Source organism: Pelomonas cellulosilytica, from assembly GCF_021353265.1.
Lineage (GTDB): Bacteria > Pseudomonadota > Gammaproteobacteria > Burkholderiales > Burkholderiaceae_C > Pelomonas > Pelomonas cellulosilytica.
Genome location: NZ_JAJTWU010000002.1, coordinates 601,443 through 620,159 on the forward strand (window position 1 = coordinate 601,443; position 18,717 = coordinate 620,159).

12 protein-coding genes are annotated in these 18,717 nt (G+C 70.1%); 10 read left to right on the forward strand and 2 right to left on the reverse strand.

The window, feature by feature from the left end; all coding sequences use genetic code 11:
* The 4 genes from LXT13_RS06645 to LXT13_RS06660 all read left to right on the forward strand — a co-directional run bounded on the left by LXT13_RS06645 (position 1) and on the right by LXT13_RS06660 (position 5,039).
* Positions 1-1,173, forward strand: coding sequence for a benzoate/H(+) symporter BenE family transporter (locus LXT13_RS06645; RefSeq protein ID WP_233370989.1), 1,173 nt, complete (start codon positions 1-3; stop codon positions 1,171-1,173).
* A 231-nt stretch (positions 1,174-1,404) separates the two neighbouring features.
* Positions 1,405-2,343 (forward strand): DUF535 family protein, encoded by a 939-nt coding sequence (locus tag LXT13_RS06650; protein WP_233370991.1) that lies wholly within the window; start codon positions 1,405-1,407, stop codon positions 2,341-2,343.
* 51 nt (positions 2,344-2,394) lie between these two features.
* Positions 2,395-3,342 carry a glutathione synthase gene (gene gshB, locus LXT13_RS06655; protein ID WP_233370992.1) on the forward strand — a complete coding sequence of 316 codons (948 nt, stop codon included), beginning with the start codon at positions 2,395-2,397 and terminating at the stop codon, positions 3,340-3,342.
* Positions 3,339-5,039: a DUF885 domain-containing protein gene (locus LXT13_RS06660; protein WP_233370994.1), complete on the forward strand. Its 1,701-nt coding sequence runs from the start codon at positions 3,339-3,341 to the stop codon at positions 5,037-5,039. Before gshB ends, LXT13_RS06660 begins: the two co-directional genes overlap by 4 nt.
* Positions 5,040-5,056: 17 nt before the next feature.
* Here the strand turns inward: LXT13_RS06660 and otsB are convergent, their stop codons facing one another.
* Positions 5,057-5,821 carry a trehalose-phosphatase gene (gene otsB / locus LXT13_RS06665; RefSeq protein WP_233370996.1) on the reverse strand — a complete coding sequence of 255 codons (765 nt, stop codon included), beginning with the start codon at positions 5,819-5,821 and terminating at the stop codon, positions 5,057-5,059.
* Complete coding sequence (locus tag LXT13_RS06670) at positions 5,821-8,094, reverse strand: alpha,alpha-trehalose-phosphate synthase (UDP-forming) (RefSeq protein WP_419964655.1); 2,274 nt, start codon at positions 8,092-8,094, stop codon at positions 5,821-5,823. The genes otsB and LXT13_RS06670 overlap by 1 nt, the downstream gene beginning before the upstream one ends.
* A 178-nt stretch (positions 8,095-8,272) precedes the next feature.
* Between LXT13_RS06670 and LXT13_RS06675 the strand changes: the two genes are divergently transcribed.
* From LXT13_RS06675 to LXT13_RS06700, 6 genes are all read left to right on the forward strand, one after another.
* Positions 8,273-10,099 (forward strand): glycoside hydrolase family 15 protein, encoded by a 1,827-nt coding sequence (locus LXT13_RS06675; protein ID WP_233371000.1) that lies wholly within the window; start codon positions 8,273-8,275, stop codon positions 10,097-10,099.
* A gap of 68 nt (positions 10,100-10,167) precedes the next feature.
* Entirely contained in the window at positions 10,168-12,576 is a 2,409-nt protein-coding gene (locus LXT13_RS06680) for a tetratricopeptide repeat protein (RefSeq protein ID WP_233371001.1), read from the forward strand.
* A complete protein-coding gene (locus LXT13_RS06685) occupies positions 12,573-14,714 on the forward strand; it encodes an FUSC family protein (protein ID WP_233371003.1) in 2,142 nt (713 codons plus the stop codon). Before LXT13_RS06680 ends, LXT13_RS06685 begins: the two co-directional genes overlap by 4 nt.
* A 2-nt stretch (positions 14,715-14,716) precedes the next feature.
* Positions 14,717-15,817: an S-(hydroxymethyl)glutathione dehydrogenase/class III alcohol dehydrogenase gene (locus tag LXT13_RS06690; RefSeq protein WP_233371216.1), complete on the forward strand. Its 1,101-nt coding sequence runs from the start codon at positions 14,717-14,719 to the stop codon at positions 15,815-15,817.
* 166 nt (positions 15,818-15,983) lie between these two features.
* On the forward strand, positions 15,984-16,808 hold the full coding sequence (fghA, locus tag LXT13_RS06695) for an S-formylglutathione hydrolase (protein WP_233371004.1): 825 nt from the start codon (positions 15,984-15,986) through the stop codon (positions 16,806-16,808).
* Positions 16,809-16,830: 22 nt separating this feature from the next.
* Entirely contained in the window at positions 16,831-18,702 is a 1,872-nt protein-coding gene (locus tag LXT13_RS06700) for an ATP-binding cassette domain-containing protein (protein WP_233371006.1), read from the forward strand.
* Positions 18,703-18,717: the final 15 nt, after the last annotated feature.

The window sequence follows — 18,717 nt, forward strand, 5'->3', positions numbered from 1 at the left end:
ATGCGCCGACTGCTCCAGGACTTCTCGACTTCCACCCTTGTCGCCGGTTTCGTCGCCGTGCTGGTGGGCTACACCAGCTCGGTGGCCATCATCTTCCAGGCCACCGTTGCGCTGGGTGCCACGCCGGCACAGACCGCCTCCTGGCTGTGGGCGCTGGGCCTTGGCATGGGCGTGACGAGCGTGGGGCTGAGCCTGTGGACGCGCCAGCCGGTGCTGACAGCCTGGTCCACGCCCGGCGCCGCGCTGCTGGCGTCCACCTCGGGCGTGGACATGCCCGAGGCCATCGGCGCCTTCATCGTCTGCGGCGGCCTCATCGCCTGGGCCGGGGCCAGCGGCTGGTTCGAGAAACTGATGGACCGCATCCCCGTGGCCATCGCGTCGGCGCTGCTGGCCGGCGTGCTGGCGCGCTTCGGTCTGGACGCCGCAGCCAGCGTCAGGACAGCGCCGGGCCTCGTGCTCGTCATGACGCTGGCCTACCTGCTCGGCCGGCGCTGGTGGCCGCGCTACGCCGTGCCGGGAGTGCTGCTGGCAGGGATCGCGTACGCGCTCGGCGAGGGCCGTCTCAGCTTCGCCGGGATGGACACGTCGCAGCTGCTCGCGCAGCCGGTGTGGACGACACCCGTGTTCACCTGGCACGCCGCCATCGGGGTGGCGCTGCCGCTGTTCGTCGTGACGATGGCCTCGCAGAACCTTCCCGGCGTCGCGGCGCAGCGCGCCAGCGGCTACGAGACGCCGGTGTCGGCCAGCGTGGCCGTCACCGGCGCGGCGACGGCGCTGCTCGCGCCTTTCGGCGGCTATGCGTTCAATCTCGCCGCCATCACCGCGGCCATCTGCATGGGCCGCGAGGCGCATGAGGACCCGGCCCGGCGTTACACCGCGTCGCTCGCGGCCGGGCTGTTCTACGTCGCGCTGGGCCTGGCGGGTGGTGTCGTCGCGATGCTGCTGACGGCCTTCCCGCCCGAGCTCGTCAAGGCCATTGCCGGCCTGGCGTTGCTGGGCACCATCGCCGGCGCGCTGGCCGCGGCGCTGAAGGACGAGTCGCACCGCGATGCGGCCATCCTGACCTTCCTCGTCTGCCTGTCGGGTGTCAGCGCCTTCGGTATCGGCGCGGCCTTCTGGGCCGTGCTGGCGGGCGGCGCCGCATTCGTCGTGCCGCGCCTTAGGCGGCGCTGAGCCTGCGAAATCTGGTGCGTGCCGCCACCATCTGGGGCGCGGCGCCTGGCGCTGGTGCGGTAGCGTGGCGGCGCCGCATCGCCCTGCTGATTTGCCAGCCCTTCAGATGGGGGGAGAGGGAGACGCGCGTCACGGTCAGTCGATAAGCTGTCCGCAAGCTGTCCCGCGATGGGTGGCGACCCGACCTGTTCCCAACGGCCTGGGCCTGTCTTGCTGCCTGCCCCTTCTCCCTTGTTCGACGAGCCCGCCGCGACGCCTCCGGGCAGCCTGCGCCTGCTGGCGCGCGTAGCCAGCCATGCCTGGGCACAGACCCGGGCCGAAGGCGTGGGCGACGGTCTGCGCGTGCTGCTGAGGGCCAGCCGCGTGCTGGGCCTGCGCGAGCCGCTGGCGGAGCTGTTCGCGATTCCCGCCTTCGCACGCTTGATGGCGGCCCAGCCCGACGCCGACGTGCTGTTCTTCATCAGCCACCGGCATTTCCTGTCGCGCGGTTTCTGTCCGGTCGAGCGCATCGCCTGTGGGCTGGACCATTTCCGCTTCGAGCAGGAGCGCCTCGCGCCGGCGCTATGGCCGCTGCTGCATGGGGACGGGCTGCGCCTGTGGCAGCACGAGGCCGGCTGCGACATCCGGCTGCGGGCCAATGCCGACACGCGCCACGAGGGGCCGCTGAGCCTGGCGATGCGCTGGGGCAGCCGCACGGTGCACGAACTGTCGTTCGCCTGGGTCCATGGCGTGCGGCTCGACGCCGGGGCGGACAGCGGGCCTCAGCTGTTCGTCACGCGCAACCAGTCGGTGCCGTCAGATGCGCCGGCGCTGGCGCAGTTCCGCGCCAGCTTTCCGCAGAACTCGCCGGCCTACTTCGGCCTCGCGGCGCTGCACGGCGTGGCGACGGCGCTCGGCCATCGGCGCATCGTCGGCGTGCGGGGTCATTGCCAGATCGCCTTCGAGCCAGCGCTGCAGTCCAGCTTCACGCGCTCCTACGACGAATTCTGGGAGAGCTTCGGCGGCCAGCCACTCGGCCGCCATGGCCTGGAGATGCCGGTGCCGCCGGTGCTGGCGCCGCTGGAGCAGTTGCAATCCAGGCGCCGGCCTCGCGCCCGCCAGCGCCGCGAGCACTGGCGCCAGATCGCCGAGGCGGCGCAGGCATCGCTGAGCCCCTACGTGCTGGCCTGACGATGGCGCTGTGCAACACTGGCCGGCGCTGAACATCCCAGGCGCCCGACCATGAAGCTGCTCTTCGTTGCCGACCCGCTCGGCACCTTCAAGACCTATAAGGATTCCACCTTCGCGATGATGCGCGAGGCCGCCCGCCGTGGCCACGAGCTGCTGGCCTGCGAGCCGCAGCAGCTCGTCTGGCAGCGGGGTGGCCGCGTGACGGCGCGCGGCGCGCTGCAGATCGCGCTGACCGGTGAGGCCGACGACTGGTACACCGTGACCGCCACCGGTGATGTCGCGCTGGCCGACGTGGATGCCGTGCTGATGCGCAAGGACCCGCCGTTCGACTCGGAGTTCTTCTATGCCACCCACCTGTTGAGCCAGGCCGAGCGCGAAGGTGCGCGCGTCTTCAACAAGGCCAGCGCGTTGCGCGAGCATCCCGAGAAGCTCGCGATCATGGAGTTCCCCGAGTTCATCTCGCCGACGGTCGTTACGCGCGACCCGGCCGAGATCCGCGCCTTCCACGCCGAGCACCGCGACATCATCCTGAAGCCGCTGGACGGGATGGGCGGCATGGGCATCTTCCGTGTGAAGGACGACGGCCTGAACCTTGGCAGCATCGTCGAGACGCTGAACCAGGGCGGCACGCAGACGGTCATGGTGCAGCGCTTCATCCCGGCCATCGCCGACGGCGACAAGCGCATCCTCATCATCGGCGGCAAGCCGGTGCCGCACTGCCTCGCGCGCATCCCGCAGGGCGGTGAGGTTCGCGGCAATCTCGCCGCCGGCGGCAAGGGCGTGGCCCGGCCGCTGACGCCTCGCGACCGCGAGATCGCCGAGCACCTCGGGCCCATCCTGGCCGCGCGCGGCCTGCTGCTGGTGGGGCTGGACGTCATCGGCGAGAACGTTACCGAGATCAACGTGACCAGCCCGACCTGTTTCCAGGAGATCACCGACCAGAGCGGTTTCGACGTCGCGAAGATGTTCGTCGATGCGCTGGAGGCGGCCCAGGCATGAGGCGCCGCGACTTCGCCGCCTGGGGCCTGGGCGGGTTGGCCGGGCTAGCCGGACCGGCGATGGCCGGCCCCTCTTTCGCGACCCTCGCCGACGGCTTCCTGGAGGCGCTGTGGAAGCTCGACCCCGATGCGGCCGTCGCGGCCGGTCGCTTCGAGTTCGCGGGGCAGCTGACGCTGCCGAGTGCTGCGCAGCGGCAGCGCCAGCGCCGCTTCCTGCAGCAGTGGCTGCAACGCTTCAATGGCGCGCCCGGTATGAACCTCACGGCCAGCGAGCGCATGGACTGCGCGATGCTGATGGCCAAGATCCGCAGCGACCTGTGGGCGCTGGACGAACTGCGCGAATGGGCCTGGAACCCGGCCCAGTACAACCCGGCCGGCGCCATCGACCTTGTCCTCAACACGGACTGGGCGCCCGACGCGGAGCGCGTGAAGGCGCTGCAGCAGCGCGTCAAGCGCCTGCCGGTCTTCTATGCCGAGGCGCGCAAGAGCCTGGCCGGCGTCACGCGTGAGCACACCGAGCTGGCATTGCAGCAGGCGCCCGGTGTGCTGGCCGTGCTGGACGACCTGCAGGCCCGTGCCCGCCAGGCCGGCCTGGCGAGCGCCGTGCAGCCGGACCTCGATGCGGCCCGCCGTGCCGTCGCCGGCTACCAAGCCCACCTAACGGCGCTGCTGCCCACGGCCAGGCGCCCGTGGCGGCTGGGTGCGGCGCTGTACGAGCCCAGGTTCGCGCACGACATTCAGTCGGCCCGCACCGCCCGCGAGACCTACGAGCTGGCGCTGGCTCGCCGCGAGGAGGTGCTGGCCAGCATGCAGGCGCAGGCCCGCTTGCTGTGGCCCACGGTCATCGGTACCGAGCCCGTGCCGGACGACCGCTTCGCGCTTATCGGCCGCGTCATCGACAAGCTCAGCGAACAGCATGTCGCGCGGGAGCGTTTCGTCGACGAGATCCGCGCGCAGATCCCGCAGCTGGAGGCGTGGATCCGCGACCACGATCTGTTGACGCTGGACCCGTCCAAGCCCTTGGTCGTGCGCGAGACGCCGGTCTACCAACGCGGCGTGGCCGGCGCCGGCATCGAGGCGCCGGGCCCTTATCGCCCGCAGGACAAGACGTACTACAACGTCACGCCGCTGGACGGCGCGACGCCCGAGCAGGCCGAGAGCTCGCTGCGCGAGTACAACCACTGGATCCTGCAGATCCTCAACATCCACGAGGCCATCCCCGGCCACTACACGCAGCTCGTCTACGCGAACCGCGCGCCGAGCAAGGTGAAGGCCTTGTTCGGCAACGGCGCGATGGTGGAGGGCTGGGCCGTCTACGGTGAGCGCATGATGATCGAGAGCGGCTACGGCGCGTCGCCGGAGATGACGCTGATGTGGGGCAAGTGGCACCTGCGCTCGGTGACGAACACCATCCTCGATTACAGCGTGCATGTGCTCGGCATGCAGCAGGCCGACGCACTGGACCTGCTGACGCGCCAGGCCTTCCAGACCGCCAGCGAGGCCCGCGAGAAATGGCGCCGCGTGCAGCTCACCTCGGTGCAGTTGACGAGCTACTTCAGCGGCTACAGCGAGATCGTGGCCTTGCGTGAGGAAATGCAGAAGCGCCCGGGCTTCAATCTGAAGACCTTCCACGAAAAGTTCCTCGGTTACGGTAGCGCGCCGGTAAGGCTGATCGCGGCGGAGATGCTGCGCGCCTGAGACGCCTGGCGCGGGCGCTACGCCAGTTGCGTCAGCACGCGCTCCAACACCAGCGCCATCTGCTGCGGCCCTTCCAGGCAGAAGCGTGCACGGCTGCCCGGGTCGTCGCGACCGACGCGCAGCGTCAGCCAGTGCGGGGGAGCGGACTCAAACACCGGCTCGTCGTTGACGTCGTCGCCGGCGAAGAATGCCGCGGCCGCATTCACGCGCGACACCAGCGCCCGCACTGCATCTGCCTTGTCGGGCGCATCCGCCGCGACGGCGTTCACCACCATCTTGCCGGCGAACAGGCGCAGCCCCTCGGGCGTCGGGTTGAGCAGTGCCGCCAGCAACTGCTCGGCGTGGCCCCGGTCGCGCGAGAGGCGGTAGTGCAGGGCGATCGACAGGCCCTTGTCCTCCACGCCGATGCCGGCCGCCCGGAGGTCGGCCTCGCGGGCGTTTAAGAGCGCGCGCAGGCGGTCGAGCGGCTCGCTCAGGCGCTGCGCTTGAGTGCCGTGCGACTGGGCCTCCTCGGCGCCATGGTTGCCGACGATGAATTGCGGCTCGAAGCCGAGGCGCCCGCGCACGTCGGCGATGGTGCGGCCGGTGACGATGGCCACCGGCAATCGTGCGGTGAGCGCCTCCAGTCGCGACGTGACGGCCACCGACACGCGGGCATCGTCGGGCCGGGCGACGATGGGCGCGAGCGTGCCGTCGAAGTCGAATGCCATCAACGGGCGCAACCGCAGCACGGCGGCCAGTGCGGCTTCGCCTTCGGGGGTGAACAGGGACTGCATACGCATCATGGCGCCTGATGTCGCCGCACACGGGCTTCAATGCGCGCTCGCAGACGCCAGCGCCCGGCGTCCAGCAGCATACGGCCGGCCCAGCGGAACACGTTGGACTCCCGCACCGTGCTGCGCAGGCTGGCCATGCGCTCGCGCTGCTCCGCGGCCGGCATGCTGGCCGCGCGGTGCAGCGCATCGGCCGTTTCTTCTACGTGATAAGGGTTGACGATCAAGGCCTCGGCCAGCTCGCGCGCCGCGCCGGCGAAGCGGCTGAGGATGAGCACGCCCTGCAGGTCGTCACGCGCCGCAACGAACTCCTTGCTGACCAGGTTCATGCCGTCGTGCAGGCTGGTCACCACGCACATGTCGGCCGCGCGGAAGAGTTCGTTGACGGCGTCGGGTTCGTGGTGGGCGGCCAGCAGGTGCACCGGCTGGTAGCCCGGCCGGCTGAAGCGCTCGTTGATGCGTGCGGTAACGCGCTCGATGCGCTCCTGGAAGCTGCGGTATTCCTCCAGCGCCGAGCGTGTGGGCGCGGCCACCTGCACGAAGACGAAGCGGCCGATCCACTGCGGCCATTTCTCCAGCAGGCGCTCCACGGCGTTGAGCCGTTCGAGAATGCCCTTGGTGTAGTCGAAGCGGTCCACGCCCACGGCCAAGCACAGGTCCTGCGGCAGGCCCAGGCGCTCGGTCACGCGCTGGCGGCAGGCCTCCACGCTGGGCCAGTTGCGCATCGCCTCTTCCTGGGGCCACTCGATGGAGATGGGGTAGCTCTCCACCAGCGTTTCCTTCTCGCGGAAGGCGATGGTCGAGTGCTCGTGCTCGATCCGCGCCTCCAGATACCGGTCCACCGTCTCGATGAAGTTCTTGCAGTGATAGCGCGTGTGGAAGCCGAGGATGGTGCTGCCCAGCATGCCGTCCAAGATTTCCTTGCGCCAAGGGCAGATGCCGAAGGACTCCGGGTTGGGCCAGGGGATGTGCCAGAACGTCAGGATGGTCGCCTGCGGCAGCTTCTCGCGCACCATCGCCGGCAGCAGCGCGAAGTGATAGTCCTGCACCAGCACCAGCGGGTCTTCGCTGCGGGCCTCGGCCACCACGGCGTCTGCGAAGCGCTGGTTGACGGCCTTGTAGGCTTCCCAATCCGACTCGCGGAACACCGGCCGCACGTGGGCCACGTGGCACAGTGGCCACATGCCCTCGTTGGCGAAGCCGTAGTAGTAGCCCTGTTCCTCCTCGGCCGTCAGCCAGATGCGCCGCAGCCAGTAGTCGTCCTGGCCGGGCGGGACGGGCAGGCGGTCGTGGGCATCGACGACGTCGCGGTCGGCGCTGCCGCTGCCGTGCGCGACCCAGGTGCCGGAGCAAGCGCGCATCACCGGCTCCACCGCCGTCACCAGGCCGCTGGCCGGCCGCTTGACGATGACGCCGTCGGCCGTGCGTTCGTGGATGTAGGGTTCACGGTTGGAGACGACGATGACCTGGTCGCCGCTGATGTGGGTGTTCAGCAGCGCGCGCAGGCGCTCGGCGTTCCATTCGGTGTGCAGGCCCTGCGAGCGCCGGAACTCGTCCTCAAGATCGCGCATCCGGTTGCGCAGTTCGTTGGCCAGCGGTATCAGCTCCGGGGCCAGCGCCTCTCCCGCGGGCGCCGAGGAGGGGCCCGACGGCAGCGGGCTAAACAGGACCTCGCCGCGCATCAGCGCCCGTGCGCCGTTGACCCAGCCGCGCCAGCTCAGCTGGGCCACGACCACCGTGATGACGGCAATGACCAGGCCCAGCCCCGCAATGAGGCCGACAAGATAGTTTCGCGTGTCCTCACTGCGTCGCTCGATGAAGCTCATGTCGTGCAGCAGCACCAGGCGGCCCGCGAGGACCGGCTGCTGTGGCGCAGCAGCGACCGGTGCGGCCGCCGGCACCGGTGCCGGCGGCCCGACGAAGCCATCCGGGACTTCCGGAGTGGGTGGTGGCGGCGGCGTGCCCATCACGTTGTGCACGCCAACGTGGACCGGCCCGCCGGCCAGGTTCAGCCGCGGCTCGGCTTGGCGGGCCAGCGCAGCGGCGGCGTCGCACGACAGCGTGGGAAATGCTTCCGTGTGCAGCAGCAGCTCACCGCGCGGGCTGCACAGGCCGATGGCGAACAGCCGCTCATCCTGCAGCGCGCGCTCGAACAGCGGCTGCAGCTTGTCCGTATGGCCGGCCATCAGCGCGTCGGAGACCGAGTCCGACAGCGCATTGGCCACCAGCATGCCGCGGCTGTTGAGGTCGCGGCTGAACCACCGCAGCGTCACCTGGTCCATCAGTGGGACGGCCAGGTTGGCAGCCGCCACGAGAACCACGACAAGCGGTAAAAGAAAGCGAAGCTGAAGACGGAACGGCCAGTGCCGGGTTAAGGTGGATAACTTCATGTCGCCTGATCAGTTCGAAAAGAATGTACAAGGGCGCTGTCATGGTGAAAGTAGGCGAAGACGCCGTGAGATGACCCCGATGACCCCACCGGCTACCCACTCCCGCCCGCCCGCAGGCATGGATCTCGCGCTGATCGGCAATTGCACCGTTAGCGCCCTCATCGAGAGTCGCGGCAGCATCGTCTGGTGCTGCATGCCGCGTTTCGACAGCACCCCCGTCTTCGATGCGCTGATGCACAGCGCTGGCGGCCTGCCGTTGGACGGCGCGATGACGGTGGAGATCGAGGGCCTTTCCCGCAGCGAGCAGTCCTACGACCCGGGCACTGCCATCGTCCGCACGCGGCTTTGGGATGACCGCGGCCAGGGCATCGAACTGGTGGACTTCGCGCCGCGCTTCTTCAACCGCGATCGCACCTTCCGCCCTGCGCAGCTGGTGCGGCGCGTGAGACCGCTGGCGGGCCACCCGCGCGTGCGCTTCACGGTGCGTCCGCACGGCGACTGGGGCGCCACGCCGCCGGCGCTGACGCGCGGCAGCCACCACTTGCGTTTCGTCATGCCCGAGCTGACGTTGCGCCTGAATACCACGGTGCCGCTTACCTACCTTGTCGACGGCACCTGGTTCTCGCTGACCGGACCGGTCAGCCTGCTGCTGGGGCCCGACGAGACGTTGGCGGGCGGCATCGAGGACACGGCGCGCGAGTTCGAAGAGCAGACTACCCTCTACTGGCGCCATTGGACGCGCCGCCTGGCTCTGCCGCTGGAGTGGCAGGATGCCGTCATCCGAGCGGCCATCACGCTCAAGCTCTGCCAGTTCGAGGAGACCGGCGCCATCGTCGCGGCGATGACGACCAGCCTGCCCGAAGCGCCGAACAGCGGCCGCAACTGGGACTACCGCTACTGCTGGCTGCGCGACGCCTTCTTCGTCGTTCGGGCGCTGAACAGCCTGAGCGAGGTCGGCACGATGGAGGGCTACCTCGACTGGCTCTACAACGTCGTGCGCAGCGCCGAGGACAACCACGTGCAGCCGCTCTACGGCATCGGCCTGGAGAAGTCGCTGCCGGAGTCCATCATCGAGCGCGCGGCGGGCTATCGTGGCATGGGGCCGGTGCGCGTGGGCAACCAGGCGCAGGAGCATTTCCAGCACGATGTCTACGGCAACGTGGTGCTCGGTGCGGCGCAGGCCTTCCACGATCACCGGCTATTCCGTCGCGGCAACGCCGCCGATTTCGCGGCGCTGGAGCTCATGGGTGAGCGCGCCTGGGCGCTGCACGACCAGCCCGACGCCGGGATCTGGGAGCTGCGTACCCGCGCCCGCGTGCACACCTCATCTTCGCTGATGTGCTGGGCGGCCTGTGACCGGCTGGCCCACATCGCGGCCGTGCTGCAGATGCAGGACCGGGCGGCGCTGTGGCAACAGCGCGCGGCCACCATCCACGCCGCCATCACGACGCAAGCCTGGAGCGAGGAGCGCCAGGCCTTCGCCGAGAGCTTCGGCGGCCGCGACCTCGACGCCAGCGTGCTGCTGATGGGCGAGGTGGGTTTCCTGCCGCGCGACGACCCGCGGTTCATCAGCACCGTCAACGCCATGGAGGCGTCACTGTGCGACGGCCCGTTCATGCGCCGCTACGAGGCCGAGGACGACTTTGGGCGGCCCGAGGTGGCGTTCAACGTGTGCTCGTTCTGGCGTGTTGATGCGCTGGCCCGCATCGGCCGCAAGGACGAGGCGCGCGAAGCCTTCGAGGCATTGCTGGCCTGCCGCAACCACGTCGGCCTGCTCGGCGAGGACCTGCATCCCCACACCGGCGAGCTGTGGGGCAACTTTCCCCAGACGTACTCGATGGTGGGCATCATCAACGGCGCGGTGCGGCTGTCGGCGCGGTGGGACAGCGTGGTGTGAGGTCCCGGCGCGGCGCCCGGCTGTCGTAGGACGATTAGCATGCCGGTCCACCAATGGAGCTGACCCGAATGCCCTGGCGCCGACTGGCCGTTGTCCTTGCTGTTTGCCTGACCCTGAGTGCCGCCCAAGCGGCCACCGACACCGCGCGCCTGACGGCGCTGCTTACCGAGCAGCGCTACGCCGCCGCGCAGGCCGAACTCGATGCGCTGCTGCAGACCCGCCGGCCCGACGCGGCCGAGCGCGAGCTGATCTACCAATGGCTGTTCGCCCGCGACGACGGTGCGGCCGTCGACCGGCGCACGCGCGGCGTGCTGGCCGATGCACGGGCCGAGGCCGTCGACCTGCTCGCGGCCGGCCGCCTGGCGATGGACCGCCGCGACTTCGACCGCGCGCGGCGCTGCTTCGAGCGGGCGCTGGCACGGGCCACGCAGCCGGCCGAGCGCGCCCAGGCCTTGCGCGGGCTGGGCCAGCGTCACTACCAGCTGCGCGAGTTCGATGCGTCGCTGCAGCAGCTGGAACAGGGGCTGGCGGCTGCGCGCACGGCCGACGGCCTCGTCGCGCTGGCCGACACGCTGATCCGCCTCGGCCGCACGGAGGACGCCATCGCGGCTGCCGAGCAGGCCGTCTCGCTGAATCCGCACCACGAGATGGCGCACTACCTGCTCGGCAACGGCTACGCCCGCGAGAACTACAGCCAGCTGCAGGCCCGGTCGGGCGACGGCTTCGCGCCGCTGATGGCCGACGTGCGGCGCGCCTCCGACGCTTTCGACCGCGGCGACTTCGATGCCGCGCTGGACCTGAGCCTGGCCGTGCTGGCGCGCTGCCCGCAGCTGGGCCGCGCGCATGCGATCGCGGCCAAGGCACTGGAGTCGCAGCGGTTTCGCATCGACGTGCACCGCGCCGCCTACGAGCGCCGCTTTGCCGCGCTGCCCATGCCCGTCGTGCCGGGCATCGAGCGCTACGTGCTGAACTGGGCGGAGCTGTCACCGCGACACCAGAAGCGCGTCGCACTGTCCGTCGCACCGTGGAAGGCCTTCATCCCGGTGCTCGTCGAAGGCGGGGCGCGGCACTTCATCAAGCCGATGTGGATGCGTCTGTCCGAGACCCCAGAGGCGCAGGCGCTGAAGGATGCACGCATCGACTACGACTCACGGCTGTGGGACGACGTGCGCGGCATGGGCGGGCACTACACGGTGACGGGCATCGAGGACGTGGAGCGCAGCATCTTCGACCGATACAACACCGTCCTGCACGAGCTGACCCACCAGGTGCATGGCGTGCTGACGGCCGACCAGGCCCGGCAGATCGAGGCGCTGTACCAGCGCGCCAAGGCCCGCGACGCGAAGACGCACGAGGGCTTCCTGTCGCGCTATGCCGGCGGCTCGGTCTGGGAGTACTTCGCCGAGGGGGCCAATGCCGAGGCGTCGCCGCGGCGCGACGGCTACGACGGCCGCGAGATCGTCCGCGAGCGGCTCGTCGCGCGCGACCCGGCGCTGCGCGCGCTGGTGCGGCGCCTGTTCGCCCAGCGTGACACGAGCGCGAGCCTGCCCATCGCGCTCGTCAATGCCGGCAACCAGAAGCTGGAGGAGGGCAAGCTGCCCGAGGCCCGGCCGCTGTTCGAGCGCGCGCTGACGCTGGCGCCGCACGACGAGAGTGCGCTGGCCGCCCGGCTGCATGCGCTGGCGCTGGAAGGCAGTGGTGCGGCGGCGCGGCAGCTTGCCGCCCAGGCGCTGGCGCGGCACCCTGACAGCGGCCCGCTGCGGGTGGTGGCGGCCGACGCGCTGTGGCATGGCGGCAGCCCGGTCGTCGACGCCGTGTTGCCGCTGCTGCTGCGCGATGCCGACCGGTTGCAGGGCGAGGACCGCTTCCGAGTGGACCTGGCTCTGGCGGACCACCACCGGCGCCTGGGCGACGTGCCGCGGGCACTGGCGGGCTACCAGGCGGTGCTGGCCTATCAAGCCGACCAGCCGGAAGCGCTGTGGGGCCGCGCTGCGACGCTCGCATTGGCGGGCCGCTGGGACGAGGCCTTTGCCCAGTACGACGCCGTGCTGCGCCTGCGCACGGGCCTCGTGCCGCTGCGGCGTGACTACGCGCTGGACCTGCTGCGCGCCGGCCGCACCGACGCCGCCCGCGCGCAGGTCAGGGAGGCGCTGCTGTTGGACCCGCGCGATCCCGACACGCTGGCGCTGCAGGCCTGGCTCGCGCTAGCCGATGGCGATGCTGCAGCGGCCGAGCGGGGTGCCGCTGCGGCGCTGGCGCTGGGCCCGTGGAGTGACTTGGCCGCCATCGTCCGTGCCGCCGCGCTGAAGGCACAAGGACAGGGCGACGCAGCCGACACGCAGCTGGCACCGCTGCGCCAGCGTTTGGCCACGGCCGCGCCGCCCCAGTATGTCTACCGGCCGGATAAGTCCGGCTGGTTCTCCGTGCACGAGCTGCCGGCCAGCGAGCGCCGCGTGCTGGCGCAGCTGCTGCCATGAAGGGGCTCCTCAAGCACCAGTTCCAGCGACTGGAAGCCGCACACCTGAACGGCCTGAGCGTTGCCCTCGGCGTGGCCGGCACGCATGCGGCCATCGGCATGCTGTTCGGCGAGACGGCGGGGCTGGCGGCCGTGAGCGGCGCCGTCTGCGCCAGCATGGTCGACCTGCCCAACCCGCCGCACCGCGTGTTGCGCCGCGTGCTGCCCGCCGCCGGTGCGGCCGGCATGGTGACGCTGCTGGTCGGGCTGACCGACGGCTCGCTGCTGCTGACGCTGGCGGTCATCGCCGTCGTCGCCTTTCTGGCGCTGATGACGCTGGCCTGGGGGCCGCGCGCGGGCCCGCTGTCGTTCTCGCCGGTGCTGGCCATGGTGTTCGCGATGGCGTGGGACCGCACGACCGGCGCAACGTCGCCGTGGGAGCACGCACTGTGGGTGGTGGCGGGTGGCTTCGTCTATGCCGCCTGGGGCCGTGGCAGTGCGGTCGTGCTGCGGCATCGGCTGCGCGAGCTGGCGCTCGCGAACGCGCTGCGCGCCACCGAGCGGCGCGTCCGCTCGCGGGCCGAGCGCATCGCCGGCGCGGTGGGCGGGGAGGATGCCCGCATCCGAGCGTCCATCGCCGATGACGTCGTGCTGGCCGATGCGCTGCAGGCCGCGCGCGACCAGGTCTTCGCCGCGCGTCGTTCGCCGCGCAGTCGACGGCAGACGGATCTCGTGCTGGGGCTCGTCGAGCTGCGCGACCTGCTGCTGGCCAGCCGGCTGGACACCGAGCTGCTCGGCGTGGACTTCCCCGGCCGGCAATGGCGTTCGGCGCTGGCCGATACGCTGCGCCAACTGGCCCGGGTGTTGCACGACCTGGCCAACGCGGTGGAGTTCGGCTCGCCGCTGCCCGAGGTGTCCGCCGCGGCCTGGCGGGAGCGGCTGGCCGCGCGACTGGCCGAGGTCGGCGTGCCGGCCGACGATTCCCGTGTGCATCTCGTGTCGGCGCTGGAGTCCCGGCTGGGTCACATGATGGACGACGTCTGCGCGATGGTGGCCCGCCAGGCGACTGAGGTCGATAACCCCGACAGCCCCTGGACGCCGGAGCGGCTGGCGCCGTTCGTGTCGCCCGAGGGCTGGCCGCTGGCGGCGCTGCAGGCGCACCTGACGCTGCAGTCGGGCGTCATGCGGCACGCGTTGCGCTCGGCGCTGGCATTGGTGCTGGCCTATGCGCTTGGCGCGGCCCTGCCGTGGGCTGCGCATCCGTTTTGGTTGATGCTCAGCGTGGCCGTCGTGCTGCGCGGCACGCTGGACCAGACGCTGTCGCGCCGCAACGAGCGGATCATCGGCACGGTGCAGGGCTGCCTGCTCGTCATGGTGCTGGCGCATGTGGAGTCGGTGCCGCTGCTGAGCCTTTGCTTCATTGCGGCAGTGGGGGTGGCCCATGCCTACGTGAACCGCCGCTACCGCGTCGCCGCGACGGCCGCTACGCTGATGGCGCTGCTGCAGCCGCTGATGCTTGCGCCCGGCACCAACCCGGCCATCGCCGAGCGGCTGGCCGACACGCTGATCGGCGCCGGCCTGGCCTGGCTGTTCAGCTTCGTGCTGCCGTCGTGGGAGCGTGCCGCCGTGCCGCGGCTGGCCCGGCAGTTGCGCGGCGCGCTCGCGCGGCATGCGGCCAACATGCTGCGCTGGCTGCCCAGCGCGGAGGAAGAGCTGGCGCAGCGCCTGTCGCGCCAGCAGGCCTATGCGGCACTGTCCGCGCTGGCCGCCGCGGCGCAGCGCACGCGGGCGGAGCCGGAGAGCGTGCGCCTGCCCGATGCCGAGATCGAATCCGCGCTGAGCCATGGCTACCGGCTGATGGCGCTGATGGGTGCCGTGCAGCAGCTGACGCGGCGCCGCACCGACCGCCTCGACGTCGCTCGTGCCGAGACTGCGCTGCCGCTGGCCCGCAAGGCCTGCGTGGACGTACTGCAGGGCGCGCCGATGACCGGCACCGATCCCGCGGAGATCCCCGATGCCGATGCCGGTGCCTGGCCCGAACATCTGGGGCAACATGACCTCACGCCCTGGTTGCTGCGGCGCCTGCGGCTGTGCCGCCTTGAGGCGCGCGAACTGGTGACCGCATTGAACCGACTTCAACCGACTGGAGACCCGACATGAGCATTCAAACCCGCGCCGCCGTGGCCTGGAAGGCCGGCGCCCCGCTGACCATCGAAACGCTGGACCTGGAGGGGCCGAAGGACGGCGAGGTGCTGGTGGAAGTGAAGGCCACCGGCATCTGCCACACCGACGACTACACGCTGTCCGGCGCCGACCCCGAAGGCCTGTTCCCCGCCGTGCTGGGGCATGAGGGCGCCGGTGTCGTGCTGGAAAGCAAGGTGCCGTGGCTAAAGCCCGGCGACCATGTCATCCCGCTCTACACGCCGGAATGCCGCGAGTGCAAGTTCTGCTTGAGCCGCAAGACCAACCTTTGCCAGGCCATTCGCTCGACGCAGGGCAAGGGCCTGATGCCCAATGGCACGTCGCGCTTCTCGCTGAACGGCGAGCCCATCTTCCACTACATGGGCACCAGCACGTTCTCCAACCACATCGTCGTGCCCGGCATCGCGCTGGCCAAGATCCGGCCGGACGCGCCGTTCGACAAGGTCTGCTACATCGGCTGCGGCGTGACGACCGGCGTGGGCGCCGTGCTGTTCACGGCCAAGGTGGAGGCGGGCGCCAACGTCGTCGTCTTCGGCCTCGGCGGCATCGGCCTGAACGTGATCCAGGGCGCCAAGATGGTGGGCGCCAACAAGATCATCGGCGTGGACATCAACCCCGCCCGCGAGGCGATGGCGCGCAAGTTCGGCATGACGGACTTCGTGAACCCGAAGGACGTCGGCAACGTCGTGGATCACATCGTGCAGCTGACCGACGGCGGCGCGGACTACTCGTTCGAGTGCGTCGGCAACGTGCAGCTGATGCGGCAGGCGCTGGAGTGCACGCACAAGGGCTGGGGCCGCTCGATCATCATTGGCGTGGCACCGGCAGGCGCGGAGATCTCGACGCGGCCGTTCCAGCTGGTCACCGGCCGGCATTGGGAAGGCTCGGCGTTCGGCGGTGCGCGCGGGCGGACGGACGTGCCGAAGATCGTCGACTGGTACATGGACGGCAAGCTCAATATCGACGAGCTGATCACGCACAAGTTGAAGCTGGAGCAGATTAACGAGGGCTTCGAGTTGATGCGTCGGGGCGAGAGCATTCGCTCTGTCGTCGAGTTCTGAGTTTTTGGTTGTTTTTGCGTGGGCGGGTGCTCATCGGGCATTGCCGGGAGTCCCGCCCGCCGGGGCGGACTCCCGGCAACCACGGCAACGGGCTAAAGACGTTGCTCGCAGACGACCCGCCCACTGGGGAGGCTCCAACCCACAGCACCCCTCACACACGTCAGCCATGAAGACCCTCTCCGAACACCGCGCCTTCAGCGCCACCCAACACTTCTTCCAACACGAGTCCACGACCATCGGCCTTCCGATGCGCTTCGGCCTGTACCTGCCGCCCCAGCCGAAGGCCCTGCTCGTCTTTCTCGCCGGCCTCACCTGTACAGAAGAGACCTTTGCCATCAAGGCCGGCGCCCAGCGCCTCGCGGCCGAACTGGGGCTCGCGCTGCTGACGCCCGACACCAGCCCGCGCGGTGCCAACGTGGTCGGTGAATCCGACGCGTGGGACTTTGGCGTCGGCGCTGGCTTCTACCTGGACGCCACGCAGGCACCATGGGCGCAACACTGGCGCATGGAGAGTTACCTGCTCGACGAGCTGATCCCGCTCGTCCAGCAGCAGACCGGCCTCACGAAGACCGGCCTGTTCGGCCACTCGATGGGCGGCCACGGCGCGCTCACGCTGGCGCTGCGCCACCCGGGGCGCTTTCAGTCGCTGTCGGCCTTCGCGCCCATCGCGGCGCCTACGCAGTGCCCATGGGGCCAGAAAGCCTTCACCGGCTACCTTGGCGCCGACCGCAGCGTCTGGGCCGCCCATGACGCCAGTGCACTAGTGCAGCAGCAATCGAGCGCTCCCTACCCCCAAGGCATCCTCATCGACCAGGGCCTGGCCGACAAGTTTCTGCCCGACCAGCTCCGCCCCGAAGCCTTCGAGGCCGCCTGCGCCGCCGTCGGCCAGCCGCTGACGTTGCGCCGGCACGAGGGCTACGACCATGGCTACTACTTCATCGCCAGCTTCGTCGACGACCATCTGCGCCATCACGCCGAGCGGCTGATTTGACCCGCCAGGGGACAATCGCTGCATGGCTGTCCTCTCTCTTACGAACGCGCATCTCGCTTTTGGCCACGTGGCCTTGCTCGATGGCGCCAATTTCTCGCTGGAAACCGGCGAGCGCGTCGGCCTCATCGGCCGCAACGGCACCGGCAAGTCCTCGCTGCTGAAGATCCTCGCCGGCCTTGAGAAGCTCGACGATGGCCTGCTGCAGCAACAGCAGGGTCTCACCAACGTCTATGTGCCGCAGGAGCCCCAGCTGCGCGGCGACGCGACCATCTTCGACGTCGTCAGCGAGGGCGTGGCCGAGGCCAAGGCGCTGCGCGAGCGCTACGAGCGCCACGACGAGAACGACGACCTCGCCTGGGTGCAGGAGCGCATCGAGCACATCGGCGCGTGGAACTGGGAGCAGCGCGTCGACGAGACGCTGCACCGCCTCGGCCTCGAGGGCTCGCGCCTCGTCGGCAGCTTGTCCGGCGGCCTCAAGAAGCGCGTGGCGCTGGGCCGTGCGCTGGTGGCTCAGCCCGATGTGTTGCTGCTGGACGAGCCGACCAACCACCTGGACCTGGACGCCATCGCCTGGCTGGAAGGCCTGCTGAACGACTTCAAGGGCTCGCTGCTGCTGATCACCCACGACCGGCAGTTCCTCGACAACGTCGCGAACCGCATCGTCGAGCTGGACCGCGGCCAGCTGCGCGGCTACCCCGGCAATTACGCCGCCTTCCAGGCCGCCAAGGCCTACGAGCTGGAGAACGAGGCGCTGGCCAATGCACGCTTCGACAAGCTGCTGGCGCAGGAGGAGGTGTGGATCCGCAAGGGCGTGGAGGCGCGGCGCACGCGCTCGGTGGCCCGCGTACAGCGGCTGCAGGAGATGCGGCTGCAGCACGCCGCGCGCCGTGACGTGCAGGGCAAGGTGAGGCTGGACATCGACACCGGCGGCAGCAGCGGCAAGATCGTCGCGGAGCTGGAGGACGTGTCCAAGAGCTACGGCGACCGGGCCATCGTGCGCGGCTTCACTGGCACCATTCTGCGCGGCGACAAGGTCGGCCTGATCGGCCCCAACGGCGCCGGCAAGACGACGCTGCTGAAGATGATCCTCGGCGAGCTGGCGCCCGACAGCGGCAGCGTGCGCCTGGGCTCGCGCATGACGGTCGCCTACTTCGACCAGATGCGCGATACGCTCAACCTCGACGCGACGCTGGCCGACACCATCAGCCCGGGCTCCGAATGGATCGAGATCGGCACGCAGAAGAAGCACGTCAAGAGCTATCTCGGCGACTTCCTGTTCTCGCCGGCGCGGGCCAACTCGCCGGTGCGCACGCTCAGCGGCGGCGAGCGCAACCGCCTACTGCTGGCGCGGCTGTTCGCACGGCCCGCCAACGTGCTGGTGCTGGACGAGCCCACCAACGACCTCGACATCGAGACGCTTGAGCTGCTGGAAGAGCTGCTGGCCGAGTACGACGGCACGGTCTTCCTCGTCAGCCATGACCGGCGCTTCCTGGACAACGTGGTCACGTCGACCATCGTCTATGAGGGGGATGCGCGCTGGCGCGAGTACGAGGGCAGCGTGGAAGACTGGCTGACGCAGTCCAAGCGCGCTGCGACGCTGCAGGCGCAAGCTGCCCCCAAGGCGGCGCCCACGCCGCCGCCCGCGCCCGAGCCCGCTCCGGTCGTCGCGACCAAACGCAAGCTCAGCTACAAGGAGCAGCGCGAGCTGGATGAGATCCCCAAGCTGATTGCCGCGCTGGAGGCGGAGCAGACGCAGCTCAACGCGCTGCTTAACGGCACGGAGCTGTACACGCAGGGCGCCAAGCGCATCGCCGAGGTCACCGAGCGCGCCGGCGAGATTGACGCCGAGCTGCTGGGGCTGATGGAACGCTGGGAAGAGCTGGAGGCCAAGTGAGGATGCGCTTCGCCC